The sequence below is a fragment of the Methylobacterium sp. AMS5 genome (assembly GCF_001542815.1).
GTDB lineage: Bacteria > Pseudomonadota > Alphaproteobacteria > Rhizobiales > Beijerinckiaceae > Methylobacterium.
In genome coordinates this window covers 3,797,480-3,821,154 of record NZ_CP006992.1, presented here as the reverse complement: position 1 = coordinate 3,821,154, position 23,675 = coordinate 3,797,480, and the positions used below count along the sequence as shown (strand labels likewise).

Below are 23,675 nucleotides of genomic sequence, written 5' to 3'. Positions count from 1 at the left end.
CCGTATCCGAACGGATCGCATCAGGCCGGATAACGCGCTTCCTTTCACCGAACCGGCGTCCACTTCGTCGGAAAGCGCTCTATCGCGCCATCGAGAGCTGCGCGCCGGATTTCGAGAGCGCACCCTCCAGGCCGCCGCCGGCCTGCCGCAGGCGCGCGGTGACGGTGCCGCCGGGCTGGTAGAGGTAGACTTCGCCGTCGCGGAAATCCCAGGCCGAGACTTTGGCGAGATCCTTGTTGCCGCAACCCGCGGCCGAGGCCTTGTAGAGGTCGAGCGAGGGCGTGCTCGACAGCGACACCTTGCAGCTTCCCGCGGCATCGGTGGCGTTCCACGAGCCCACCACCGAGGAGCGGCCGGTCGCGACCACCGGCGGCGGAGCGGGCGGGGGCGGCTCGATCGCCTGCGAGGGAGCCGCGGCGACGCTCGGGGGCGGCGCCTCGCCCGGCGCGGCGGAGGCGCCCGGCGGGGGCGCGAGCGGCTCGCTCGTCACCGTCCCGGCGGGCAGAGCGGGCGTGGCGGGTTCGAGCGCCGCCTGGGGCCGCAGACGCTCGCGGGGCCCCTCGAAGCGATTGGAGGCGCAGGCGCCGACGCTCGCGGCCAGCGCGAGACAGGCGGCTTTCGACAGGAACCCACGCGTCATCAAAGACCCCTCACCCCAAACACGCAACGGTCGCGCTTGCCCTCAGGGCCAAATGCGCTTGCGGCAAGGCAGGCTGCACGCCGGGCCGGGGAAAAGCCGTACACGTCCAGGTTTTTGCGCTGGTGTGGCGGCCCTGCCTCAGTCGATCAGCACCGCCCGTGGGGGCGAAACGGCGAGAGCCGCGCCAGGGTGGGGCGCGGCTCTCGAATGTCGTCTCGAAGGGTGTCCTGCGGCGAAGAGATCAGACCTCGCGCTCGACCATCATCTTCTTGATCTCGGCGATCGCCTTGGCCGGATTGAGGTTCTTCGGGCAGGTGTTGGCGCAGTTCATGATCGTGTGGCAGCGGTAGAGCCGGAACGGGTCGTGCAGCCCGTCGAGGCGCTCGCCGGTGTTCTCGTCGCGGCTGTCGATCAGCCAGCGATAGGCCTGAAGCAGGGCGGCCGGACCGAGGAACTTGTCGCCGTTCCACCAGTAGCTCGGGCAGCTCGTGGTGCAGCAGGCGCACAGGATGCACTCGTAGAGGCCGTCGAGCCGGGCGCGGTCCTCGGGCGTCTGCTTCCACTCCTTCTCGGGCGCAGGCGTCTCGGTCTGGAGCCAGGGCTCGATCGACGCGTGCTGGGCGTAGAAGTTGGTCAGATCCGGCACGAGGTCCTTCAGGACCGGCATGTGCGGCAGCGGGTAGATCCGCACCGCCCCGTCCTTGTCCTTGCGGGTCAGGAACGGCAGGGCGTTGTCGGGGGTCTTGCACTCGTCGATGCCCATGGTGCAGGCGAGCGCGTTCTGCCCCTCGATGTTCATGGCGCAGGAGCCGCAGATGCCCTCGCGGCAGGAGCGGCGGAAGACCAGCGTCGGATCGACCTTGTTCTTGATCCAGAGCAGGGCGTCGAGGACCATCGGCCCGCAATCGTCGCGATCGACCTTGTAGGTGTCGATGCGCGGATTCTTCCCGTCATCCGGGTTCCAGCGGTAGATCCGGAACGTCTGGAGGTTCTTGGCGCCGTCCGGCGCCGGCCAGGTCCGGCCTTCGGTGACCTGGGAGTTCTTGGGAAGATTGAACTGGGCCATGTCCTGTGCCTTGTCCCTGTGCCTTTGGGTGCGGCGGCCTTGCGGCGCGCTCCGAGTTTCGAAGATCCTATTGCCGGTCGAGCCAGCCGGTCATGAACCGCTCGGCCTCCGCCTTCGGAGGTTGCTTCGCGGCCGGGCCGGACAGGCGGAACTTCACGAATTGCCCGCGCAGACCGGTGAGGCAGAGCAGGCTCTCGGTGGGGCCGAGGGCCGGGTGATCGATGGTGAAGGCGCGGCAGGTGAGCCGGGCGCCCGCTTCCCCCGGCAGGCGCACCGCGCCGCGATCCTCGCTGCCGCGGTAGATGCCCTGCGCCACCGCGGTCCTGACGTCGCCGGCCGCCTGCGCGAGCTGTCCGGCGACAACAGGCGAGGAGGCTCCGTCGGGGATGTTCGCCACACCGGCATCGTAGACGTAGATGTCCGCCTTCCAGCGCCCGTTCGTGTAGACGATGGAGTAGCCGAGTCCCGGCGCACGGGCCTCGTAATCCGTGCGGGGGCCGCGACTGAAGCCGGCGACCTCGGCCGGGAAGTCGAAGGCCGGTCCCCGCGCCGCTGCCGATACGATCAGCAGCAGCCCCGCCGCGGCGGACAGGACGGCACGTACGAGACGACGCGAGGCCGGGATCATCGTCCCCGCCCCTCCCCTCTCGACCGACTGCGCCGCGGGCTGCATCAGTAAACCCGCGCCTTCGGCTCGATGTACTGGATGTCGTTCGACATCGTGTAGGTGTGGACCGGGCGGTAATCGATCTCGACGCCGTGCTTGGATTGGTCGAGCCACGCGAGCGTGTGCTTCATCCACTCCTTGTCGTCGCGGTCGGGGAAGTCCTCGCGGGCATGCGCGCCGCGGCTTTCCTTGCGGTTGACCGCCGATTCCATGGTCACGACCGCCTGACCGATCAGGTTGTCGAATTCCAGGGTCTCGAGCAGGTCGGTGTTCCAAACGAGCGAACGGTCGGTGATGGCGATGTCGGAGACGCCGCGCCAGACCTCGTGGATCAGGCCCTTGCCCTCCTCCAGCACCTCGCCGGTGCGGAAGACGGCGCAGTTGTTCTGCATCGTCCGCTGCATCCGGTCGCGCAGCTGCGCGGTCGGGGTGCCGCCGTCGGCATAGCGGAAGCGGTCGAGGCGCGTGAGCGCCTTGTCGGCCGAGCCCTTTGGCAGTTCCGGCTGGCGGGCATCGGGCTCGACGATGTCGGCGCAGCGCAGACCCGCGGCGCGGCCGAACACCACGAGGTCGATCAGCGAGTTCGAGCCGAGGCGGTTGGCCCCGTGCACCGAGACGCAGGCCGCCTCGCCGAGCGCCATCAGGCCCGGCACCACCGTGTCGGGGTTGCCGTTCTTGAGGGTCAGCACCTCGCCGTGGAAGTTGGTCGGGATGCCGCCCATGTTGTAGTGGACCGTCGGCAGAACCGGGATCGGCTCCTTGGTCACGTCCACGCCCGCGAAGATCTTTGCGCTCTCCGAGATGCCGGGCAGGCGCTCGTGCAGGATCTTCGGGTCGAGATGGTCGAGGTGCAGGAAGATGTGGTCCTTATCCTTGCCCACGCCGCGGCCGTCGCGGATCTCCATGGTCATCGAGCGGGAGACCACGTCGCGGGAGGCGAGGTCCTTGGCCGAGGGGGCGTAGCGCTCCATGAAGCGCTCGCCCTCGGAGTTGGTGAGGTAGCCGCCCTCGCCGCGCGCGCCTTCCGTGATGAGGCAGCCGGCGCCGTAGATGCCGGTCGGGTGGAACTGCACGAACTCCATGTCCTGCAGCGGCAGGCCGGCGCGCAGCACCATGGCATTGCCGTCACCGGTGCAGGTATGGGCCGAGGTTGCCGAGAAGTAGGCGCGGCCGTAGCCGCCGGTGGCGAGGATGGTCTGCTGGGCGCGGAAGCGGTGGATCTCGCCGGTCGCCTGGTCGATGGCGATGACGCCGCGGCAGCGCCCGTCCTCGTCCATGATCAGGTCGAGTGCGAAATACTCGATGAAGAACTGGGTCTTGTTCTTCACCGCCTGCCCGTAGAGCGTGTGGAGCATGGCGTGGCCGGTGCGGTCGGCCGCGGCACAGGTGCGCTGCGCGGTGCCCTTGCCGTAATCGGTGGTCATGCCGCCGAACGGGCGCTGGTAGATCTTGCCCTCGTCCGTGCGGGAGAACGGCACGCCCCAGTGCTCCAGCTCGTAGACCGCTGCGGGGGCGTTCCTCACGAGGTACTCGATCGCGTCCTGGTCGCCGAGCCAGTCCGAGCCCTTCACGGTGTCGTACATGTGCCAGCGCCAGTCGTCCGGCCCCATATTGCCGAGCGAGGCGGAGATGCCGCCCTGCGCCGCCACCGTGTGCGAGCGGGTCGGGAAGACTTTCGTGATGCAGGCGGTGCGCAGGCCGGCCTGGGAGCAGCCGACCGTGGCGCGCAGGCCCGCGCCGCCGGCGCCGACGATCACCACGTCGAAGGTGTGGTCGATGATGGCGTAGGCGGGCGCGCCGCCGTTCGTTCCGTTGGAGGCCATGGCGTGAATCCTTGGTTCCGTGACGACGATCAGGCGAGGCCGCCCAGGCTCACGCGGAGGATCGCGTAGAGGCAGGCGGCGGCCACCGCGACCGCGTAGAAGGTGTTGGCGATGAGCGCCGCGAACTTGAGGCCGTGGCTGTGGACGTAGTCTTCGATCACCGTCTGCATGCCGAGACGCATGTGGATCGTCACCGACACCACGGCCAGGATCAGGATGATCGCGACCAGCGGGTGCGACACCAGCGCGACCGCCTGCGGATAGGTCCGCCCGGCCATCAGCGCGATGATGACGACGAAGGCGAGCATCAAGAGCGCGTTCGAGGCGCCGGTCAGGCGCTGCAGCCAGAAATGGCCGGCGCCATGGCCCGAGGCGCCGAGGCCCTTCACCCGGGCGCGCGGCGTGCGCATGGAGAGCGCAGTGTTCTGGCGGTTGTCGACCTGGGACATGGGAAGCCTCAGCGCACGAGCAGGGCGATCGCCCAGATCACGATGGTCAGGGTGACGGAGCCGATCAGCGTCGCGCGGGCGAGCCCCAGACGACGGTCGCGGTCGAAGCCGTAGCCCGCGTCCCAGATGAAGTGGCGGAGGCCGCCGAGCATGTGGTGCAGCAGCACCCAGGTATAGGCGAACAGGATGGCGCGCCCGGCCCACGAACCGAAGAACCATGCCACCGTGTCGTAGGCGCGCGGACCGGAGGCGAGCGCCACCAGCCACACTGCGACGAGGAAGGTGCCGCCGTAGAGCGCCGTGCCGGTGATGCGGTGGAACACCGACATCGCCATGGTCCAGGTCCAGCGGTAGATCTGGAGATGGGGCGAGAGCGGCTGGGCGACCGTAGGTCTGACGGTAGGGTTCATCGCGGCTCACGATCCTCGCGTCGAAGACTGGATAAATTCCAGGGAAGGGTTAGGGCGCTGGGCTCTGGCCGGCAATGCCGGTGCTGCGGTGCAGCATTGGTCAAGCTGACGATCGCGCGGATCTGTCTCATGTCAGTCTCCCGGTCAGCCTGAACCAAAAATAGGCAAGCGGGATCGCGACGATGAGCGAGGCGACGCCCGTGGCGAGCGTGAGTTTGGTCGCGTCGGCCAGAGACAGGCGGCCGAGATCCATCGTCATGATGATGGGCGGCGCCTGATAGGGCAGGAACAGCGTCGAGTAGCCGACCACCTGCACCATCAGCACGCTCATCAGGTCGAAGCCGCTGGCGCGCGAGAACTCCTCCGCCAGCGCGGTGTAGAGGGCGGGCGCGCCGTTGGCGGTGGCGGTGAACAGGAAGCCGATCGACAGGCCGGTCAGGGTCGCGAAATTCTTGGCGGGCGCGCCCGGCTCCAGCGGGGCGACCGAGAGGAGCGCGTGGCCGAGATCGGCCCCGAGCCCGGTCTCGTTGACCACCGCCGTCAGCCCGAACAGGGCGGCGACGTAGAAGCAGGTCCGCAACGGGATCTCACCGAAGCTCTGGGACGACAGGACGCCGGTGCCCGGCAACAGGCAGATCACCGCGGCCGCGAGCCCGATCCAGGCCGGGGGGATGCCGTGCCAGCCGTCGCTGAGCCAAAGCGCCAGCATCACCGCGAGGATCGCCGAGAGGCGCCGCTCTTCGGCCGATAACGGGGGCAGCGGCGGCAGTTCGGGCCGTTTCCCGTCGAGGCGATCGGGAAAGATCAGGATCGTGCAGGCGACCAGAATCGCGCCCTTGACGAGGCCGAGAACCGGAGCGTGCAGAAAGAGATACGGGAGATAGCTGAGATGGATATCAAACAGTGTCTCGGCGGTGCCGGCCATCACCAGGTTCGGCACATTGGCGGGCAGGATCGCCGCCGAGAGCATCGGCGTGGCGATGCCGAAGGCGAGCAGCGCTCCCGTCCGGCCCGGACGCCCGGCCTCAAGCCCGAAGGCGTCGCACAGGGCGATGACCACCGGCACCATCAGGGCAATGCGCCCCAGATTGGACGGCATCACGAAGGCGAGCGCGAAGGAGAAGGCGACGAGGCCGGCGATGAACCCCGGATAGGAGGCGGGCAGCCGCGCGGCCAGCCTGCGCGCGAGCCGGTCGCCCAGTCCGGTGCGATTCATGGCGAGCCCGACCACCATGCCGCTCGTCACCAGCCAGAAGGCGGAGGAGGCAAAGCCGGAAAACACCGTCTGCGGCGGGGCGAGCTTGAGCAGCATCGCGAGCGCGAAGAACATCAGCGCCGTGACGATCTCGGCCACGAGCCCGGTCGCCCATAGCCCCATGCACAGCACGAGCAGGCCCCCGGCCGCGACGACCGTGCCCTGTCCCCCGAAGATGCTGGCGGTGGCAGCGCTCATGGGTGCGCTTCAAACGCGAATTGGAAGCGTTCGCAATTCGGCTTTCGTGGTAGGTGCCTTCGCCGTTCGCGAAGGCCGATGCCTGGCTCACGCTCTCGTGATAGGCTTCATGACCGAGCCTCGCTCCATCCCACGCGAATGCGGGGCAGAGAGCGCTCTTTCGAATTCACCCTGCCATGCGCTTCGATCTCGTCGATCTGAACCTGTTCCGCCACGTCGTCGAGGCCGGTTCGATCACCCATGGGGCCGAGCGGGCGAACCTCGCGCTCGCCGCCGCCTCGGCGCGGGTGCGGGCGATGGAGGCGTCGCTCGGCGCGGCGCTCCTGCTGCGCGGGCGCCAGGGCGTGACGGTGACGCCCGCCGGCCGCACCCTGCTGGCGCATGCCCGCGAGATCATGGGCCAGATCGAGCGGCTGCAGGGCGATCTTTCCGTGTTCGCGGGCGGCGCCGTCGGCCAGATCCGGGTCCTGTCCAACACCAACGCGCTCACCGAATTCCTGCCCGAGGCGCTCTCCGCCTACCTCGCCCTGCATACCGGCGTCAGCGTCGATATCGAGGAGCGGACATCCGACGAGATCGTCGGCATGGTGGCCGACGGGGCCGCCGATCTCGGCATCGTCGCGGGCACCGTCGATACCGGCACGCTCCAGACCTTCCCCTTCCGTCACGACCGCTTCGTGGTGGTGGTCGCCGCCGGCCACCCGCTCGCGGGTCGCCACAGCCTCGGCTTCGCAGAGGTGCTGGAGCACGACCTCGTCGGCCTCGACCGGCCGAGCGCCCTGACCCGATTCCTCGCGGCCAAGGCCTCCCGCATCGGCCGGCCGATGCGGCTGCGGGTGCAGTTGCGCAGCTTCGACGCGGTCTGCCGCCTCGTGGAATGCGGCGTCGGCCTCGGCATCGTGCCGGAGACCACCGCGCGGCGGGCCAAGCGCACGATGAGCATCGCGCCCGTTCCGCTGGAGGATCCTTGGGCGGCGCGCGACCTCAAGCTCTGCCTGCGGGATCTGGCGGGACTGCCGCCCTTCGCGCAGGATTTCGTGGCGCATCTGCGCGCGGCCGACGCGTGAGGCGCCGTCGCGTCAGGTGCCGGCGAGCGTGTCGACCAACAGCTTCACGTTCAGCACGACGATGATGCCGGCGATGACCCAGGACAGCCCCTTCAGCCAGCCGGGGATCACGAGCGGGCCCATCAGCCGCCGGTCGGAGACGAAGCGCACCAGCGGGATCACCGCGAAGGGCAGTTGCATCGAGAGCACCACCTGGCTCAGCACGAGGAGCCGGGCCGTACCCTGCTCGCCGTAGAGGGCGGTGACGATCACGACCGGGACGATGGCGATGCCCCGCGTCACCAGCCGCCGGGCGAAGGGCGGCAGGCGCAGCCGCAGGAAGCCCTCCATCACGATCTGGCCGGCCAGCGTCGCGGTCACCGTCGAGTTGAGGCCGGACGCCAGGAGCGCCACGGCAAACAGCGTCGAGGCGAGGCCGACACCGAGCAAGGGCGAGAGCAGCTCGTAGGCCTGCTCGATCTCCTCGACATCGGTGCGCCCGCCCGCGTGGAACACGGAGGCGGCCATGATCAGGATCGCGGCGTTGACGAACAGGGCCAGCATCAGCGCCACCGTCGAGTCGGTGACGGCGAAGCGCAGGGCCTCGCGCCGGCCCTGATCGGTGCGGGGATAGGCGCGCGTCTGCACGATCGAGGAGTGGAGGTAGAGGTTATGCGGCATCACGGTCGCGCCGATGATGCCGATGGCGATGTAGAGCGCGGCCGGGTTGGTCACGATCTCCCGTGAGGGCACGAAGCCGCCGAGCACGGCCTGGATCGGGGGGGCCGCCATCGCGATCTGCAGGCCGAAGCAGACGAAGATGATCGTCAGGAGGCCGATCACGAAGGCCTCCAGCGCCCGGAAGCCCCGGCGCAGCAGCAGCAGCACCACGAACACGTCGAGGGCCGTGAGGATCGCGCCCAGCGTCAGCGGGATGCCGAACAGGAGCTTGAGGGCGATGGCCGTGCCGATCACCTCGGCGAGGTCGCAGGCGATGATCGCCGCCTCGCAGATCAGCCACAGGGCGATGGAGACGGGCCGGGAGGTCCGCTCGCGGCAGGCTTGGGCGAGGTCGAGGCCGGTGGCGATGCCGAGCCGCGCCGCCAGCGCCTGGAGCACGATCGCCATCAGGTTCGAGAGCAGGATGACGGAGAGCAGCGTGTAGCCGAACTGGGCGCCGCCGGCGATGTCGGTGGCCCAGTTGCCCGGGTCCATATAGCCGACCGAGATCATGTATCCCGGTCCGATGAAGGCGAAGAGCCGCCACAGCCAGGACCCGCCCGCCCGCACCGGCACGCTGCCATTGAGCGCGCCGAGGCTCGGTTCCGCAGGGGCTTGCCCGGGCGGTGCCGGCCGAACCTGATCCATCACCGCTTCCATTCGTATCGGGGGGCCGATTGCCCCTGCCCGTCGCTCCCGATGGAGCGGACCGACGCAGGAGAGCCGGGCGCTCCATTCGCACCCGCACACAGCTCGTCCTTATAGCATCAGCTATAAAGCTGCGCCGAAGCTGAGATCAAGGGGCTTCCAACCGGGTTCCCGGCCGTGGGGCGCTTAGGTTAAACAGGTCGGCACGGTACCTTCGAAACACCGGGCGGATCGATCGCACTCGCCGTCGCGCTTGCCACCGTTCTTGCCCCTGCCCTTGCCGAGGCGCGGTCCGTGCGCCGGGTGTTTCGTGAAGGCGCTGGACGACCCTATGAGGCGTGGGCCAATCAGGCCGCGCCCGAAATGGAGGAGCCCGCCGCCTCATGCAGGATGCGTCGCGAGAGATGGGGCGAGAGATGGGGCAGAAGCCGGCACCCGAGGTGCACCCGGCGGGCGCGGATGCGCCGCTCGTCGATGCAGAGGTCCATGTCGAGAGCTTCCGTCAGGCCCGCGAGGCGCGCCGTCTCGAACTGGTGGAGGATTACGTCGAGTTGATCGCCGACCTGATCGGCGATGGCGGCGAGGCGCGGCAGGTCGATATCGCCGCCCGCCTCGGCGTGGCCCAGCCGACGGTCGCCAAGATGCTCAAGCGGCTCGCCGAGGACGGCCTCGTGCAGCAGCGGCCCTATCGCGGCGTGTTCCTCACCCCGGCGGGGCAGGCTTTGGCCGAGCAGTCGCGGGAACGCCACCGCATCGTCGAGCGCTTCCTGCGCGCCGTGGGCGTCAGTGCCGAGACGGCACGACGCGACGCGGAAGGGATCGAGCACCATGTCAGCGCCGAGACGCTGGACGCGTTCCGCCGCTTCGCCGACGCGAAGCTGTAGGCTCCGATCCCAACCGCCCGGCCCGCTTCCCGCCTGATCTCCCGACGTGCTTCCGAGGACCCGACCCGATGGACCAGACCCAGCAACTGACGGCGCTCGCCGCCGTCAGCGCCCGGCACGACGCGGCGGTGACGAACCTCGCCGAAGGACTCGCCGAGCTCGGCGCCAAGCAGGTGGCCCACCAGATGGCGGTGGGCTTCCTGGCCAGCGTGCTGCGTTCGATCGATTCCGATCACTACGACGAGCGCCTTGAAGGCTACCTCGCCATGCTGCGCGACGTGCTGTTCCGCGACGATCCGGATGCGGCGCTCGCAACGACCGTTCTGGAGACGATCGAGCGCTCCCTGCGCCCCGCGCAGGATCAGGACGAGAGCTGAGGTCGCCCATCCGGTGCAAAAATTCGCTCGCTGACAAATGTGAACACGGCGCGGTGTCGCCGCGCCTTGGTCGCTGCCGCAGGGCGTGGCACCATGCCCGCATGGCTGACCGGAATGCCCATCCCTACTCCATCGATGTGAGACCCTGCTGGCGGCTCCCGGGCCGCTTCGTCTGTTCCATCGTCGAGAAGGGGGAGCCAAGGCGCTACGGCGCGCAGAGCTACGCGACCTTCGACGAGGCCCGCCGCGCCGCCCAGGCGCGGCTGCGCCAGCTCGTCTTCGAATGGCAGCTCGTCGGCTCATGATCGGCCCGCCTCCGGAGGCGGGCCACGGGGATTGCCGCCGTCCGCCTCGGCTCTACTCGGCGTCGGCGGTCTGCGCGTACTGAACCAAGGCGGCCATCTGCGCCGGCGCCCGGAACACCCGTCCGTCGCTGGTCTCCACGTAGACATCCGAGGCGCCCATGCTCGCAAAGGTCATGGCCCGCTCGGCGGCCCTCGCCCCGAGGTCGTGCGGTTCCTTGGAAGGGCCCGAGGGTCCGGTCCAGTGAACGGTGTAGCGCATGACGTTCTCCTGTTCGGTGGATGAGAATAGGGCAGCCGCTCGGGGATCGCGAGCCGTCCCGAAGTCGGACGGGTCGCTGATCGGAGGCTTCGCGGGGCCTCTCCGGCGACCGTGATTTCAGTTCCATCACCATTGCCCGACGAGCGGTCCACCGGCTCTGGCCGATCAAATCTGCATCATAATGCCGAATGGACGGCTCCTTCGGGCCTCCTGCGCGTTCTACGGCCTGAAGCGCTCTGCGCTTCGAACGGGAGAACGTCATGAGGAAGCCGGAGAAGCCGGGTGCAGACGCCAGCAAGACGCACAAAGGCGGCGCACTCGGGAGCATCGACGAGCAGACGGGGCATCCCGGCAAAGGCACGCCCGGGGCGACGCTCAAGCCCGAGGACAACCCCGATCCCTCGAAGGACTTTAAGCCGGAGACGCCGGAGGACAGGAAGTCGAAACGCTAGAGCGCATTCCGGCGAAGTGGTCACCGGTTCGTCGAAAGAATGCGCGTCAAAACAAGGTCTTAGAGCCGTATCCGACCTGATGTGATCCGGTCGGATACGGCTCTAAGCTCGTAACGCGCGCCTTGAGGTCTGACTCGGTTTCTGGCGGGGGTGGTCGCGGCTGACCGCGGGGGAGCAGAGCACCACTCCGAGACGACCAAGAGAGGGCGGGATCGCAACGAAAGAGGGCCGGCATTACGCCGACCCTCCCAAGCTCATCTCGCCGTGGATCGGTCAGCGACCGCTTGCCGCGCCACCCGAACCGGTGCCCATGCTGCCGCTGGAGGTGCCGCCAGCAGCACCAGGCGCCGCCGGGGCCATGCGGGTTCCGGTCGTGCTGCCGGTCGTCGATCCCGTTGCGCGCTCCATGCTCTTCTCGGAATTGCTCTTCACGCTGCCCGGGTTGTTCATGTTGCCCTCGGCGCTTCCGCCGCCGGCAGCGGTTTGAGCCAGAGCGGCCCCCGAAAGCGCCAGTGTCAGCGCTGCGGCAAGCGCGATTGTCTTGGTCTGCATGGTCGTTTCCATCCCTGTTCGTCGTTGAGCAGGATCAACGCCGGGTTGCCCGGTTCGTTCAGGCCAATGCCCGAAACACCCCCCGCGAGAATGCGGCAGGGACGCACAGGGAATGGATCACGTTGCGCATCGGCGTGAGAGCCGGGATCTCTCACCATATCAGCGAAGGGTGGGAGACTCGTCGGGCTTGAGCAGCCGCTCTTCACCCTCGGAACCACCGGTCGAGACGTGAGAGTTCAGCCGATCCAGGTGCTCGAAAACGTGTTCGAAAGCGCGTGTGACAGCCTTTTCGAAGGAGCCGTCCTGCGTGCCCTGAGCCGCTTTGACGGCGCTGAGGAGTTCGTGATGCTGTTGGGTGTCGCTCGACATGGCGTTCCTCGCTTGCGGGTGAGATGCGATACCGAGCCAAACCTCAGCGGCAGGCTCGGTTCCGCGGCTCTTCGATCGCCTCTGCGCTTCAGCCGGCCGGCGGAACGAGAATGTACTTTCCGACGAAGGGGTCGCTCTGGCTGTTCACACCCGTGCATCCGTAGGGATGTTCGCCGGCCGCCATCGTCCTGAACTTGAGCGTGGCTTTCCCGTTCAGCTTGATGGTGTAGCCCTTCTCGCTCGCGGAGTGGCCTTGGTCACCGTCCACATGCTGCACGAGGCCGTTCTCGAACTGGCCGTCCATGGTCAGGGTCACGGGCTGGTCGGCTTTGTTGATGACCCGTAGCTCGGCATTCGTATTCGCGGGCAACCGGAGCTCGGCGGGCGAGCAGACGATCTTGCGATCCTTCTTCTCCATGGTCAGTTCCATGACGGGCTGTCCGTCAGAGGCCGGTGGGGGCAGCGGCTTCCCTTCGGCATGGGCGAGGTTGGCGGACAGCATGAGGCACAGAGTGCCCAGCGTGCTTACGGCGTATCGTGTCACATCGATCTCCCTGGGCGTTGGAGGGGCAAGGCGAACGCCGGCTGCCTGTTCCTGGACGCGACGCCGCAGGCCGACCCCGGGCGGGCAGGCTCGGTGGGGGGGGCGACCTGAGGGCAGGAACGGGTGGGCACTCTGCCTCAAGCACCCGAGCGAGACGACGGCGCGGGCATCGGCGGCACAGTCGAGGTCGTGCGACTCGCGACGCCCCGCTGACCCCGACATCGTGGATGTGTCGAAGGACAGCAGGGTCTCGTTCCGGCCCCCGCCACGGATTGCGCCGGGGTCGGGGGGCACCTCAGCCGCGCAAATCGGCTTCGGCCTGAAGATGCACTTCGGCCTTGCGTACGACAGCGCAGGGATCGTGACCTTTCACCTCTGCCAACAGCAGCAGATCGGTGACGAGGTCGATGATGTCGCTCTCTCCGATATCGTCCGACGTGGATGGATAGCACCAGCGTCGGATGCCGGAGTGTTCGTGCAGGTAAGCGTCGAGGGCCTTTTGGGCGAGATCGGCGCGCTTTGCTTTGTCCGGCATGAGGATCCTGCCTTCCACCGCATGACGCCGCGCCAGCCATCATCTGAGCCGGCCGGTAATCCGTAAACTATGAGCCGCAGCACCTGTTCAAAGGACCGACGGAGAATTTTGCCCCGACAGTTTCAAGAGCGGCTTAGATCAGGATGTTATTCTCTACTACTTTCGAAGTACCCCCGCAGATTTAGGTCTATACAGGTGGTTGGGATCCCGGTTGTTTTCAGTGCCAAGGTCGAACGACGGGGTGCGGCGGCGGGTTGGACGGCTGCGACGATCGCGCGATGGAGCATAATCCAAAAATTTTTCAGATCATGCCCTTGTCTTTGAGAATGCTGTGGGCATTGAAAATTTCAATCTTTAGAGGGTAGCTCAGTATTATTTCTACATTGCATCTTGGGCATTGATATCGTGCAACGATCGCAAACCAGCGCCCTGTCTTCTTGTGTTTCTCTCCGCACGATGGGCATGGGTGATGAAATATATCATTATAAAGGCGCGGCGATAGCGTCATGACCTCACCAGACAGAAGCACTAAAATGCCCACAACCATTTGAATGATTACAAATTGCAGGTCGAGGCGGATACAGATAATTACCACAAAATCCCAGAAAAAACTAATTAATTATTATTTGTATTCACCGTATTACAATGCGATTTCTTTCGAGGAGATTCGAGTCTTATTTTGGATCACGGTCCATTTCGTCGGTGACATTGCCGCGAGTCGATTGAGAGCGATCCTCTATTGCCTTGATTTCAGGGTTTTCCAGCATTGGTGAGCCGAATGTCGGAATAGGTCAGCCTTCCCGTGTAGACGATGGTCCCGCTTTCATCGCGGACAAAAACGCTGAAGGGGCGGTGATCGCCGTCCTTCGGGATTTCCCAGCGCGCGACTTCAGGCAGGAAGATCATCGCCTCCTTGCGTGCCGCCTCATAATCCGCCGGCTCGGCCCCCTCGTCGTCACGATGAAACTCGCCGTCGTGCGTGTCGAAGAAGTGGCGCGGCACTCCCGCCTCCGAATTGGCTCTGACGGCCTCAGCCAACCGCGATGGCCGGTGCCGGGTTTCTGTCGGGCCTCATGATGAAGGCGCTGCACGATCAGGGAGCGTGAGACCATCCGGCATGGATGCCTTCCCTGGCCCGCAAGCCATTGCCCGATACGCGGACAACCCACCGCGCATAGTGCCTGGCTAGAGCATCGTCCCGAAAGGTGGTTGCCGGCGTTGGAAAAAAGACGATGCTTGAGGCTGGCCTGCAGCGCATGGCGATGCTGCGCCTCGCGGAGCGCGCCCCGGACGACGCGCAGGTGCGGGTTCTCGGGGCTGGCGGCGGCCTCGAACTCAAGGTGTTCGCCGAGGGCCAACCCAGTTGGTCGTTCGTCGGTGTCGATCCGTCTGCGGCGATGCTCGACCTCGCACGCCTCACCCTCGGCAACCTCGCGGACCGGGCACACCTGCACGAAGGACGGATCGACACTGCGCCGGAAGGGCCGTTCGATGGCGCCACCTGTATCCCGACACTCCACTTGATCGAGCGTCAGGAGCGAATGTGCGCGCTTTAGGAGGTCCGGCATCGATCGCGCGCAGGCCGAGAGCGCCAGGATTGGGATCGAAGAACGCCTGCCGATCCTTTCACCCGAGGAAGGCGAGGCCCTGCTGCGGGAGACCGGGTTCACCGGGGTCAGCCTGTTCTACGCCGGTTTTGCGTTCCGCGGCCGGGTCGCCTGGGCCTGATGCCGGCATCCGCAAACCACCTTCGGCGGACAGCTCAGCCGACCGGCGCGCGTAGGCTCATCCACTTGAAGCCAAGGCGCGTCAGAATCGCTGTGGCGGCGACGAACGGCATGGCCACGATCAACGCCGCCAGCGCGTCGTCGCCGATCAGCGCAGCCAATGCGTCCCGCAAGGCGATCAGAAACAGGACCAGCGAGGCGAGCACCAACAGGAGCGCCCCGCCGAACAGGAGCACAAGCAGGGCGAGCATACGGAGGTTGCCGCGGACTTCCGTTCGCGCCAGCCGGAGCAGCTTGCCAAGATGAGCGCTGGCCTCGCGTATCGCGACGAGGATCAGGACGGCGGTGGTGCGAGGATCTTCACCCGGCTGACCTTTTCGAATGGTCTGTTCGTTCAAGGATGCGTCCTCACCGTTCCCGAGCCTCTCGTCCTTCGCAGGCATGAGAGGACGCGCAGCCATCAAAGCGGCCCGCGGTCTACAGCTAGCGCGAAGCTTCCGCACGGCGACATCCGGACTGACAGCGCTTGCAACGTGAAGGTTCGCCAGCGAGGCATCCCGTGACAGTCATCGGGCATCGAGCCAAGCGAATCATCCGCGGGCCGGCCGTGTGCGGTTCGGAGCGAAGCGGCGGCATCGTTGCGGGGCCATCGATCGACGGCGCGCCGCACTTGCCAGGCGGGCCGAGTCGCCGCACTCTCAGCTTAGCCTTACGATGGCCGGATTGATGCCGATGCATTGCCCCATCGCACCGCAGGATGTGGAAAGCCCTGAAGCATGACGATCGATGGTGGGCACGCCGACGCTGGCGGTTCGGACGAGACCGCTCTGCTCGGATGCCGGTCACGGCGTCTTGGCCGCCGCTCGTTTCTGGTCGGCTCGGCTGCCACCCTCGGCGCATTCGGGCTCGGTGGTTGCGTGACGTCCGACGGCACGATGCTTGCCGATGCGGCGAAGGTCTACGGACCGATGCCGGACGAGAAATTCCCGATCCCGGCGGTCGATATCAGCAAGGTCAATCCAAAGTATTACCGCCGGACGGTTCGCTACGAGACCAAAGAAGCGGCTGGAACGATCATCGTCGATCCGCGCAACTACTATGTCTACCGCGTCGAGGGCGACGGATCCGCCACCCGCTACGGCGCCAATGTGGGACGCGACGGGTTCTTGTGGAGCGGCGACGCATATGTCGGCCGCAAGTCCGAATGGGCGACTTGGACGCCGCCTAAAGAGATGATCCGGCGTCAGCCCGAAGCCGCTCAATACGCCCGTGGGATGCCGGGCGGCCTCGACAACCCGCTCGGTGCCCGCACCCTGCACCTCTATCAGGGCGGCGCCTACACGCTCTACACGATCTACGCCAGCAGCGACCCCGAATCGATCGGAAGTGGCATCACGAGCGGCTGCGTCGGCTTGCTCAGTCAGGATATGATCCATCTCTACGCGCGAACCCCGGTGAAGACGAAGGTGGTGGTTCTTCCGGCATAGCGGCCTGCATCGGCGTGGGTCGGGCTCCGATTGATTGGAAGAGACTTGGATTATTTGTCGATCGCCTTGAAAATTGTCGCGCTACTGCTGATTGTCGCGACGTTGCTACCCTTGATTCCGACGAACTTTGGTATCATCCGCAGCCTGGACTTTCCCCGGCTTCAGATCGCGGTCGCGCTGGCTGTCAGCAGCGTCGGGCTTCTCGCGATCTCCCGGGACGGCACGGCTCTGACTCTGGCCGCCTCCATGGTCGCAGCTCTTGCCCTGCAAGCCAGCTACATCCTGCCGTTCACGCGCGTGGCGGCGCCCCAGGCAAAGGCAGCGGAGTCGTGTCGTCCGGGTGACCGCATCAGCCTCCTCGTCCTCAACGTGCTCCAATCGAACCGCGCGTACGGTGCGGCGCTCGATCTCATTGCTGCCAAGGCGCCCGATCTGGTGTTGCTGCTCGAAACCGATGCGGGATGGCACGCCGCGATGGCTCCGCTGCACGCGCATTATCCGCATCGCGTCGAACACCCGCAGGACAACACCTACGGCCTGCTGTTCTATTCCCGCCTTCCCTTGCGCGATCCGACAATCCGCTTCCTGTTGCAGGAGGACGTTCCGTCGTTACGCACAACGGTGGTTCTGCCCAGCGGCGAGCCGGTCACGTTCTACGGGCTGCACCCACGGCCGCCCCATCCGGGCCATAGCAGCGCGCCGCGCGATGCCGAGCTCGTCGTGGTCGCCCGAGAGGTCGCGAAAACCAAGGGTTCGACCATCGTCGCCGGCGACCTCAACGACGTGGCCTGGTCACACACGAATCGACTGTTCCAGAACATCAGCGGCCTTCTCGATCCCCGTCACGGGCGCGGCCTGTTCTCGACCTTCCATGCGCAATATCCGTTTGCACGCTGGCCCCTCGACCACATCTTTTTCAGCGAGCATTTTCTCTTGAGCGACATGCAGCGCCTGAACGATGTCGGGTCCGATCATTTCCCGATTTGGGTCGATCTATGCCGGGCGCCGCAGGCACCGGCGCGACAAGACGCACCCGAAGCCTCCGAGCAGGATCATCGGGATGCCCAGAAGGCGATCGAGGCGGTGCAGTGAGGTCGGTAGGATAGAGCATCGACGACGGCCCTTTCGAGAAAGCCGCGGGGCCGACAAGACGCTCCCGTTGTCCCCGCAGCGCCTCAGGCAGAGGCCGGCCCGCTGCCCTGCTCGACAACCTCCAGCGCGCGCAGAACCGCCATGGCGGCCATATCGGCATCGATGCGTCCTTCGTCCGTGGCGGGCATTACGGCGACGGTCTCGAACACGTTTCCGCCGACGGAGCCGGTGACGACCTTGAGGCATCGCCCTTCGGGCCCGCCTGCGTCCTCCAGCAGGGCCACGAGATAGCCTGCTGCGGTCCCGTAGATGTGGAGCGCCTCGGCCGCCATCGCTGGCTCAGCTTCGCGGTCGCGGCCACCGAAATTGGGGCGGATGATGTTCGTCATAGCCATCGCTCGTCGATGTCGGTCGCGTTGTAGTCCGCCAAGGGCTGGTGCTCATCGCCGTCGGCGAAGATCGCCACGTCGTCCGGGCCTATGTCGTGCTTGGCAATGCGGTCCCAGCGCCGATGGATCATCGTGGGGCCGCCCCAGATCCGGAAGGCGTTCCAGTAGCGGTCGTCCTTGAAGCCGATGTAGTGGACGCAGCGGGCAGCGGGCATGCCACAACCTACGTTCGCTCATCGGGCGACGCGAGAGGTTCTTACCACCGCCCACCCCGACTGCGACGACGAGGACGCTCTGCGGGCTACGTTGCCGCCTCAACCTCGCTTCAGACGCACCTCGCCCAAGCCGGGCCGAGGGGGAAAGCATGTTCGGGACCGAGGTTTTTGTCGTGCTCGCAGGCGTCATCGGTGCGATCGCATTCATGGTGGCCGGGCGACCGGCTTCCGATCGCTTCCTGCCCTGGTGAGGCGGCGGCGCTTCCCGACGGATCAGCCTTAACGGATGGCTCACGATATCCGAACAGGGTGTGGAAACCATCGCGGACAAAGGTGTTAGCGGGACACGTCGATCCAACCACGTTCACGAGCATCCGCGATGACCATCACCGTCTTCGATCCGATCCGCGGCCCGATGGCCGCGATTCGCGTGCCCGCCCCGCAGCCGAGCTGATCCCCTCAGTCTCGTCCCCGCCCGAGCCACGACGATGATCGGTCTTCCTCTCTACCGCCTGCTCGTTGCCCTCGTCCTCGTGCTGTCGAGTGCAGCGGCGACGACTCGCCTCGGCCATGCCGAGCCGAAGACGGCCTGCGAAAGCGGGGTGCAGGCCGGTGCCTGTTCCCATACGGCCGAGCCGAGTGCGCTTTCGACGAATCGCCCCTCCGAGCCGCACGTATTCTCCGGATCGGCCACACGGTAGCCGGCCGCCGCTCCATGGACGTGAGCGGCGGTTAGGTCATCGCGGGCGTTCGTCGCCCTTCGAGGGGCGCGATGTCGCTCTCGACTGAGCGCGTCCGGTGCGTCGTCGGTCATGTCCCGCCGCGACGGGCCGCGAACTCCCAGATCGGTAGGCCGGTCGGTACGCCGGGCGTGTTCCGGTAGCCGCTCACATTGCCGAACAGGATCCGGCTCGGCTCGATGCCGATCGCCTTCTGCCCTCCTGTGATCATCACTCCGCACCAATCCACGCGCAACGTCCCGTGCTCGGGATGGACGCCGAAGATCTGCGGCGCGGTCCAGCCCAGGCGCACGGCCTCGGCGCCGAAGCGCTCGATGAAGTCGGTGCAGGCCTCGTGGATGTTCGCCCAGGCCGTGGTGCCGAGATACCGGCAAGGGGGTGCAGTCGGACGGAGTGCGCCGAAGGCTTTGCGCCATTCGGCGGCTTGGGGCGGGAGCGAGTCGGGCGCGAGTTCGGGAAGGAGCATCCTGGCTGCCGGCTGATGGTGGGGCCGACGGCATAGGGGCATCCGGTTGCTTCAGTCTTACCGGCCGATCGGGTTCACACGCTTTGCGCCCGTGCGCGTTGGCCTCGAAGCGTTCGTCGATGGTGGGGCTCGGATCAGGCCGGTCCGATCGAGGCGCGGCTTGGTCTCGGCGGCCAGCGGTCATGCGTGGAGGGCTTGCCGGAAGCCCCCTGCACGGCTACTCAAAAGCGGCGTTTCTGTCGTCGTTTCTGTCGCCCAACCTGTCTTCGAGAGCCAGTGTTGAGCGTCAGTAATGGACAGGCAAAGAGCGCGGGCCTGTAGCTCAATGGTTAGAGCCGACCGCTCATAACGGTCTGGTTGTCGGTTCGAGTCCGGCCGGGCCTACCACCCGTCTATTTCAACCACTTAGCGGGTTGATTAGCGGCATAATCGACATCGTATATCGGCAGGTGCGATCTCGACCTTGTGCACCGCGACCCATCGCTACCGGCAAACTGTAAGGCCCCGACAGGTCACGGCCGCGGATGACCCGTATCACCGGCGTATGCCCGTCGTTCGACCAGGCGGCCCAGATGACGTCGGCGTGGTCCAGTCCCCCCGAGGGTGCCGGCCCTCCCCTCCTGATCGTCCTCGCGGACGAAGGCTTCCATCTGCAGCACCCAATCCACCCAGTTCATCTCACCCTCCATAAGGTCGAGGACAGCCTGGACCCGCCGAATTAATAAGCCCGGGCGTTGCTCAGCCTCGGAGGGCCAGGGCCTGCACCATCCTTCGGGAGGGTTTCCCGTTTTACCTCAGCCCGGCTCCTGAGGGACCCTCACTGGTCGGGAATACAGATGCCCCGGGCGGCAGTGACAGCGGTCCTCTGCGACAAGGAATTTTGTCCTATGCGCCAGATGTTGCGTCCCAAGGTGCCATGAACCCTCTGCCTGGTGCCAACTTTCGCATGGTCGAACACGGACCATGATAACGGTCGGTTTGCAAAGTGCATAATCGCCATTTTGTTTGAATTAATCTCAGTTTAAATCAGGGATTTTTTGGTCGTCAAACGAAGGAAGTTTAAATCCTGCAGGATCAAATCCTGCTCGCCGGTGACACAATTGTCCGGATCGCGAAGCTGGATTGTAGGCGTGAGACACCGGGAAGCCGAGAAAGCACCTCCTTGTGCAACCGCTCGTAGTCGGCCGCATCCCTCACTTTGAGCTTGACCAAATAATCGGCGATTCCGGTCATCAAATAACAATCCTGAACCTCCGGGCAGCGGCGCACCGCGGCCTCGAATTGGTTAAGGAACTCCTCGGTCTGCCGGTCGAGGGTGAACTGCGTGAGCACGACCAGTCCGCCCTCCTCGGACGGTGCTTCGATCAGCGCCGTGTATCCGCGTATGACCCCCGAACTTTCCAGCAATCCCACCCTTCGGTGGCAGGCGGACGCCGATAGGCCCACGGCCTCCGCGAGGTCCGCGTTGCTGATGCGGCCGTTCGCCCTGAGCATGCGGATGATGCGCCGATCAATGTCGTCCATGGCCTCATCGCAGAAAAATCAATATGATCGAATTATATCCTATAGATCAGTAAAATATAGCGCATTATTCGACGGTTTGACGAGAAATTCGATGAATCATGCGGTAGAGTAACCGTATCCACAACCCGTTCCGGACGGACGCCTTGCCTGCCCTCGCCCGCACCGCTCCCATCGCGTCCGCTGGACCTCCCGTACCGGCGACGGCCAGCGCCGTCCTGACGGTCGACCTCGCGGCGCTCGCCGCCAACTACTGCGCCCTGCGGGCCATGGCTGCGCGGGCGGCGTGCGCCGCCGTTGTCAAGGCGGATGCCTACGGTCTGGGGATCGAACGCGTCGCCCCCGCCCTGGCGCGGGCGGGCTGCCGCTCCTTCTTCGTCGCCCATGCCGAGGAGGGCCTCGCGTTGCGCAGGATTCTCGGACCGGCCCCCGGGATCTCGATCCTGCACGGCCTTCCGTCCGGCACCGAGGGGGAGTGCCATGCGCACGATCTCACGCCGGTCCTGAACGACGACGGGCAGCGAGCCGCCTGGTGTGCCCTCGCGTCCCGGCTCGGACGACGCCTGCCGGCGATCCTGCAGATCGACAGCGGCATGGCCCGGTTCGGCTTCTCCCCGGACGAGGCCGCCGCCTGCCTCGACACGGGCGGGTTCGACGGCCTCGACCTGCGCCTTGTGATGAGCCATCTCGCCTGCGCCGACCGACCGGACGATCCGGCGAATGCCGCGCAGCGGACGGTGTTCGACGCCTTCCGCACCCGCCTGCCCGGGGTCCCTGCGAGCCTCGCGGCCTCCTCCGGCACATTCCTGAGCGCGGACTTCCATTACGATCTCATCCGGCCGGGAGCCGCCCTCTACGGGATCGCCCCCCAGGCCGGGCGCCCCAACCCCATGCGGCCCGTCGTCGGCCTCGCGGCGCGCGTGATGCAGGTCCGGCAGGTACCGGCCGGGACCGCGGTGGGCTACGGCCACACGGCCCGCGTCGCGCGCGACAGCCGCTTGGCCACGGTGGCCATCGGCTATGCGGACGGCTTCCTGCGCAGCGCCTCGGGCCGCGGCGAGGTCTGGCAGGACGGCCACCGCCTGCCCATCCTGGGCCGCGTCTCGATGGACAGCATCGTGATCGACGCGACGGATGCCCCCCCCGGCGCCGTCGCCCCGGGAAGCTGGATCGAGGTCGTCGGCCGGGCGCGCAGCCTCGATGCCGTGGCCGACGCCGCCGGCACGATCGGGTACGAGGTTCTCACGAGCCTCGGCCATCGCTTCCACCGCCACTATCGCGACGCCTGAGGGCCTCATCCATGCACGTCATGATCCTCGGAGGCGGCGTCGTCGGCGTCACCTCGGCCTATTACCTCGCCCGCGCCGGCCATCAGGTGACGGTTCTGGATCGCCAGCCCGGCGCCGGCCTGGAGACCAGCTTCGCCAATGCGGGCCAGATCTCCCCGGGCTACTCGGCGCCCTGGGCCGCGCCCGGCATCCCGGTCAAGGCGCTGAAATGGCTGATGATGCGCCATCGGCCCCTGGTGATGTGGCCCCGGGTGGAGCCGCGGCTCTACGGCTGGCTCGCGCGGATGCTGGCGAACTGCACGGAGGAGGCCTACGCCCGCAACAAGGGCCGGATGGTCCGCCTCGCCGAGTTCAGCCGCGATGCCTTGCGCGAACTCAGGGCCGAGACCGGCATCGCCTACGACCACCGCGAGAAGGGCACGCTCCAGATCTTCCGTACGGCCAAGCAGCTCGATCAGGTCGGCAATGACACGGCGGTGCTCGACGCCTACGGGGTCCCCTACGAGGTTCTCGATGTCGCCGGCTGCATCCGGGCCGAACCGGCTCTGGCGAGGGTTGGCGCAACCATCGTCGGAGGCCTGCGGCTGCCCGCCGACGAGACCGGGGACGCCTACCTCTTCACGACCTCCCTCGCCGCACTCTGCGAGAAGCTCGGCGTCACCTTCCGCTACGGCACGGCCATCGCCGGCCTGCGCGACGCCGGCGGGTCCGTCACGGGGATCGTCACCGCTACGGGCGAGGTGCTCACCGCCGACGCCTACGTCGCCGCCATGGGCAGCTACACGCCGATGCTGCTGCGGCCCCTCGGGATCGACCTCCCGGTCTATCCGGTGAAGGGCTATTCCCTGACGCTGCCTGTCATGGACCCCGAGGGGGCTCCCGTCTCGACGGTGATGGATGAGACCTTCAAGGTCGGGATCACGCGCCTGGGCGACCGCATCCGGGTTGGCGGCACGGCCGAACTCGCGGGCTTCAGCCACACCCTGCGGGGACCCCGCCGGGCGACCCTTGAGCGCTCGGTCCGCGATCTGTTCCCGGGGGGTGGCGATCCGACGGCGGGCACGTTCTGGACGGGCCTGCGGCCGATGACACCGGACGGCACGCCGATCGTTGGTCCGACACGGTTCGCCAACCTCTTCACCAATACCGGTCACGGTACCTTGGGCTGGACCATGGCCTGCGGCTCCGGCCGCATGCTCGCCGACGTGGTCTCGGGCAGCGCCCCGCCGATCCCGGCCGCCGACTTCGCCCTGGCCCGCTACGCCAGGGCCGTATGACGGCCCACGGACGTCATTGCGTCGGGCCCGAGGAGTTCGGGCTCTCTCGCCTGAGCGATAGAGCATCGTCCTGGATACAGGATCCAGGACGATGCTCTATCCTCTTGTTTTTGCATCATCCTTTTCCGAAAGTCTGCAGCCACCTTTCGGGATGATGCTCGAAGGCACGCTCCGTCGGATGCGAGCCCAAGCCGGGTTTCGAGCAGACGGGAGAACGTGGCGGAACTCCGCGAGCCATCGCGGGCGGGGCAGGCCGCGGCAACGTTCGGCCGT

The 23,675-nt window shown here is 66.7% G+C and carries 29 protein-coding genes, 1 tRNA gene and 1 pseudogene; 12 read left to right on the top strand and 19 right to left on the bottom strand.

Features of this window, described 5'->3' with window-relative positions:
- Positions 1–79: 79 nt before the first annotated feature.
- The 7 genes from Y590_RS17250 to Y590_RS17220 all read right to left on the bottom strand — a co-directional run bounded on the left by Y590_RS17250 (position 80) and on the right by Y590_RS17220 (position 6,508).
- Positions 80–640 (bottom strand): AprI/Inh family metalloprotease inhibitor, encoded by a 561-nt coding sequence (locus tag Y590_RS17250; protein WP_060770922.1) that lies wholly within the window; start codon positions 638–640, stop codon positions 80–82.
- 241 nt (positions 641–881) lie between these two features.
- Positions 882–1,706, bottom strand: coding sequence for a succinate dehydrogenase iron-sulfur subunit (locus Y590_RS17245; protein ID WP_060770921.1), 825 nt, complete (start codon positions 1,704–1,706; stop codon positions 882–884).
- Positions 1,707–1,773: 67 nt separating this feature from the next.
- The gene (locus Y590_RS17240; protein ID WP_060770920.1) at positions 1,774–2,334 is read right to left on the bottom strand and encodes a hypothetical protein; all 561 of its coding nucleotides are present in this window, start codon (positions 2,332–2,334) and stop codon (positions 1,774–1,776) included.
- Between the two features lie 44 nt (positions 2,335–2,378).
- Positions 2,379–4,196, bottom strand: a complete 1,818-nt coding sequence (sdhA, locus tag Y590_RS17235; protein ID WP_060770919.1) for a succinate dehydrogenase flavoprotein subunit — start codon at positions 4,194–4,196, stop codon at positions 2,379–2,381.
- 29 nt (positions 4,197–4,225) lie between these two features.
- Positions 4,226–4,645, bottom strand: a complete 420-nt coding sequence (sdhD, locus tag Y590_RS17230) for a succinate dehydrogenase, hydrophobic membrane anchor protein (protein WP_004446649.1) — start codon at positions 4,643–4,645, stop codon at positions 4,226–4,228.
- An 8-nt stretch (positions 4,646–4,653) separates the two neighbouring features.
- Positions 4,654–5,055, bottom strand: coding sequence for a succinate dehydrogenase, cytochrome b556 subunit (gene sdhC, locus Y590_RS17225; protein WP_012254823.1), 402 nt, complete (start codon positions 5,053–5,055; stop codon positions 4,654–4,656).
- Positions 5,056–5,182: 127 nt separating this feature from the next.
- Positions 5,183–6,508: an SLC13 family permease gene (locus Y590_RS17220; protein ID WP_060770918.1), complete on the bottom strand. Its 1,326-nt coding sequence runs from the start codon at positions 6,506–6,508 to the stop codon at positions 5,183–5,185.
- A gap of 176 nt (positions 6,509–6,684) precedes the next feature.
- Here Y590_RS17220 and Y590_RS17215 point away from each other — a divergent pair, with 176 nt between their 5' ends.
- Positions 6,685–7,575: a LysR family transcriptional regulator gene (locus tag Y590_RS17215; RefSeq protein WP_060770917.1), complete on the top strand. Its 891-nt coding sequence runs from the start codon at positions 6,685–6,687 to the stop codon at positions 7,573–7,575.
- Positions 7,576–7,587: 12 nt separating this feature from the next.
- Here the strand turns inward: Y590_RS17215 and Y590_RS17210 are convergent, their stop codons facing one another.
- Entirely contained in the window at positions 7,588–8,922 is a 1,335-nt protein-coding gene (locus Y590_RS17210; RefSeq protein WP_060772343.1) for an Nramp family divalent metal transporter, read from the bottom strand.
- A 416-nt stretch (positions 8,923–9,338) separates the two neighbouring features.
- Here Y590_RS17210 and mntR point away from each other — a divergent pair, with 416 nt between their 5' ends.
- The 3 genes from mntR (at position 9,339) to Y590_RS17195 (ending at position 10,488) form a co-directional block, all read left to right on the top strand.
- Positions 9,339–9,806 carry a manganese-binding transcriptional regulator MntR gene (gene mntR / locus Y590_RS17205; protein ID WP_083530894.1) on the top strand — a complete coding sequence of 156 codons (468 nt, stop codon included), beginning with the start codon at positions 9,339–9,341 and terminating at the stop codon, positions 9,804–9,806.
- 68 nt (positions 9,807–9,874) lie between these two features.
- Positions 9,875–10,183: a hypothetical protein gene (locus Y590_RS17200; protein ID WP_060770915.1), complete on the top strand. Its 309-nt coding sequence runs from the start codon at positions 9,875–9,877 to the stop codon at positions 10,181–10,183.
- 101 nt (positions 10,184–10,284) lie between these two features.
- Positions 10,285–10,488 carry a hypothetical protein gene (locus Y590_RS17195; RefSeq protein ID WP_060770914.1) on the top strand — a complete coding sequence of 68 codons (204 nt, stop codon included), beginning with the start codon at positions 10,285–10,287 and terminating at the stop codon, positions 10,486–10,488.
- Positions 10,489–10,540: 52 nt separating this feature from the next.
- Here the strand turns inward: Y590_RS17195 and Y590_RS17190 are convergent, their stop codons facing one another.
- Positions 10,541–10,747, bottom strand: a complete 207-nt coding sequence (locus tag Y590_RS17190; RefSeq protein WP_060770913.1) for a hypothetical protein — start codon at positions 10,745–10,747, stop codon at positions 10,541–10,543.
- 260 nt (positions 10,748–11,007) lie between these two features.
- Between Y590_RS17190 and Y590_RS17185 the strand changes: the two genes are divergently transcribed.
- Positions 11,008–11,199, top strand: a complete 192-nt coding sequence (locus Y590_RS17185; protein WP_060770912.1) for a hypothetical protein — start codon at positions 11,008–11,010, stop codon at positions 11,197–11,199.
- A 273-nt stretch (positions 11,200–11,472) separates the two neighbouring features.
- Here Y590_RS17185 and Y590_RS25890 read toward each other — a convergent pair whose 3' ends face one another.
- The 5 genes from Y590_RS25890 to Y590_RS17165 form a co-directional block, all read right to left on the bottom strand.
- Positions 11,473–11,751: a hypothetical protein gene (locus Y590_RS25890; protein ID WP_083530986.1), complete on the bottom strand. Its 279-nt coding sequence runs from the start codon at positions 11,749–11,751 to the stop codon at positions 11,473–11,475.
- Between the two features lie 159 nt (positions 11,752–11,910).
- The gene (locus Y590_RS17180) at positions 11,911–12,120 is read right to left on the bottom strand and encodes a hypothetical protein (protein ID WP_060770911.1); all 210 of its coding nucleotides are present in this window, start codon (positions 12,118–12,120) and stop codon (positions 11,911–11,913) included.
- Between the two features lie 88 nt (positions 12,121–12,208).
- Positions 12,209–12,664: a cupredoxin domain-containing protein gene (locus Y590_RS17175; protein ID WP_060770910.1), complete on the bottom strand. Its 456-nt coding sequence runs from the start codon at positions 12,662–12,664 to the stop codon at positions 12,209–12,211.
- Positions 12,665–12,959: 295 nt separating this feature from the next.
- Positions 12,960–13,199 (bottom strand): hypothetical protein, encoded by a 240-nt coding sequence (locus Y590_RS17170; protein WP_060770909.1) that lies wholly within the window; start codon positions 13,197–13,199, stop codon positions 12,960–12,962.
- 750 nt (positions 13,200–13,949) lie between these two features.
- Positions 13,950–14,201: a DUF6894 family protein gene (locus tag Y590_RS17165; RefSeq protein ID WP_060770908.1), complete on the bottom strand. Its 252-nt coding sequence runs from the start codon at positions 14,199–14,201 to the stop codon at positions 13,950–13,952.
- A gap of 115 nt (positions 14,202–14,316) precedes the next feature.
- Here Y590_RS17165 and Y590_RS27700 point away from each other — a divergent pair.
- Positions 14,317–14,927, top strand: a pseudogene (locus Y590_RS27700) (class I SAM-dependent methyltransferase).
- A gap of 34 nt (positions 14,928–14,961) precedes the next feature.
- On the opposite strand, the gene Y590_RS17155 reads toward Y590_RS27700, so the two are convergent.
- Positions 14,962–15,324 (bottom strand): phage holin family protein, encoded by a 363-nt coding sequence (locus tag Y590_RS17155; protein ID WP_060772342.1) that lies wholly within the window; start codon positions 15,322–15,324, stop codon positions 14,962–14,964.
- A gap of 378 nt (positions 15,325–15,702) precedes the next feature.
- Between Y590_RS17155 and Y590_RS17150 the strand changes: the two genes are divergently transcribed.
- Together Y590_RS17150 and Y590_RS17145 are read left to right on the top strand one after the other, a co-directional pair.
- Positions 15,703–16,413 carry a L,D-transpeptidase gene (locus Y590_RS17150; RefSeq protein ID WP_060770907.1) on the top strand — a complete coding sequence of 237 codons (711 nt, stop codon included), beginning with the start codon at positions 15,703–15,705 and terminating at the stop codon, positions 16,411–16,413.
- A gap of 45 nt (positions 16,414–16,458) precedes the next feature.
- Positions 16,459–17,505 carry an endonuclease/exonuclease/phosphatase family protein gene (locus Y590_RS17145; RefSeq protein WP_201026747.1) on the top strand — a complete coding sequence of 349 codons (1,047 nt, stop codon included), beginning with the start codon at positions 16,459–16,461 and terminating at the stop codon, positions 17,503–17,505.
- A gap of 83 nt (positions 17,506–17,588) precedes the next feature.
- On the opposite strand, the gene Y590_RS17140 is transcribed toward Y590_RS17145, so the two are convergent.
- The gene (locus Y590_RS17140) at positions 17,589–17,894 is read right to left on the bottom strand and encodes a hypothetical protein (protein WP_060770905.1); all 306 of its coding nucleotides are present in this window, start codon (positions 17,892–17,894) and stop codon (positions 17,589–17,591) included.
- Positions 17,891–18,109: a hypothetical protein gene (locus Y590_RS17135; RefSeq protein WP_004446692.1), complete on the bottom strand. Its 219-nt coding sequence runs from the start codon at positions 18,107–18,109 to the stop codon at positions 17,891–17,893. Before Y590_RS17135 ends, Y590_RS17140 begins: the two co-directional genes overlap by 4 nt.
- 488 nt (positions 18,110–18,597) lie before the next feature.
- On the opposite strand from Y590_RS17135, the gene Y590_RS17130 reads away from it, so the two are divergent.
- The gene (locus Y590_RS17130) at positions 18,598–18,810 is read left to right on the top strand and encodes a hypothetical protein (protein WP_060770904.1); all 213 of its coding nucleotides are present in this window, start codon (positions 18,598–18,600) and stop codon (positions 18,808–18,810) included.
- A gap of 109 nt (positions 18,811–18,919) precedes the next feature.
- Here the strand turns inward: Y590_RS17130 and Y590_RS17125 are convergent, their stop codons facing one another.
- Positions 18,920–19,315, bottom strand: a complete 396-nt coding sequence (locus tag Y590_RS17125; RefSeq protein WP_060770903.1) for a hypothetical protein — start codon at positions 19,313–19,315, stop codon at positions 18,920–18,922.
- 311 nt (positions 19,316–19,626) lie between these two features.
- Here Y590_RS17125 and Y590_RS17120 point away from each other — a divergent pair.
- Positions 19,627–19,702: transfer RNA gene (locus Y590_RS17120), tRNA-Ile, on the top strand.
- A gap of 687 nt (positions 19,703–20,389) precedes the next feature.
- On the opposite strand, the gene Y590_RS17110 is transcribed toward Y590_RS17120, so the two are convergent.
- On the bottom strand, positions 20,390–20,839 hold the full coding sequence (locus tag Y590_RS17110) for an Lrp/AsnC family transcriptional regulator (RefSeq protein ID WP_060770901.1): 450 nt from the start codon (positions 20,837–20,839) through the stop codon (positions 20,390–20,392).
- Between the two features lie 143 nt (positions 20,840–20,982).
- On the opposite strand from Y590_RS17110, the gene alr reads away from it, so the two are divergent.
- Both alr and Y590_RS17100 read left to right on the top strand, forming a co-directional pair.
- The gene (alr, locus tag Y590_RS17105; RefSeq protein ID WP_286161765.1) at positions 20,983–22,125 is read left to right on the top strand and encodes an alanine racemase; all 1,143 of its coding nucleotides are present in this window, start codon (positions 20,983–20,985) and stop codon (positions 22,123–22,125) included.
- 11 nt (positions 22,126–22,136) lie between these two features.
- Positions 22,137–23,402 carry a D-amino acid dehydrogenase gene (locus tag Y590_RS17100; RefSeq protein ID WP_060770900.1) on the top strand — a complete coding sequence of 422 codons (1,266 nt, stop codon included), beginning with the start codon at positions 22,137–22,139 and terminating at the stop codon, positions 23,400–23,402.
- Positions 23,403–23,675: the final 273 nt, after the last annotated feature.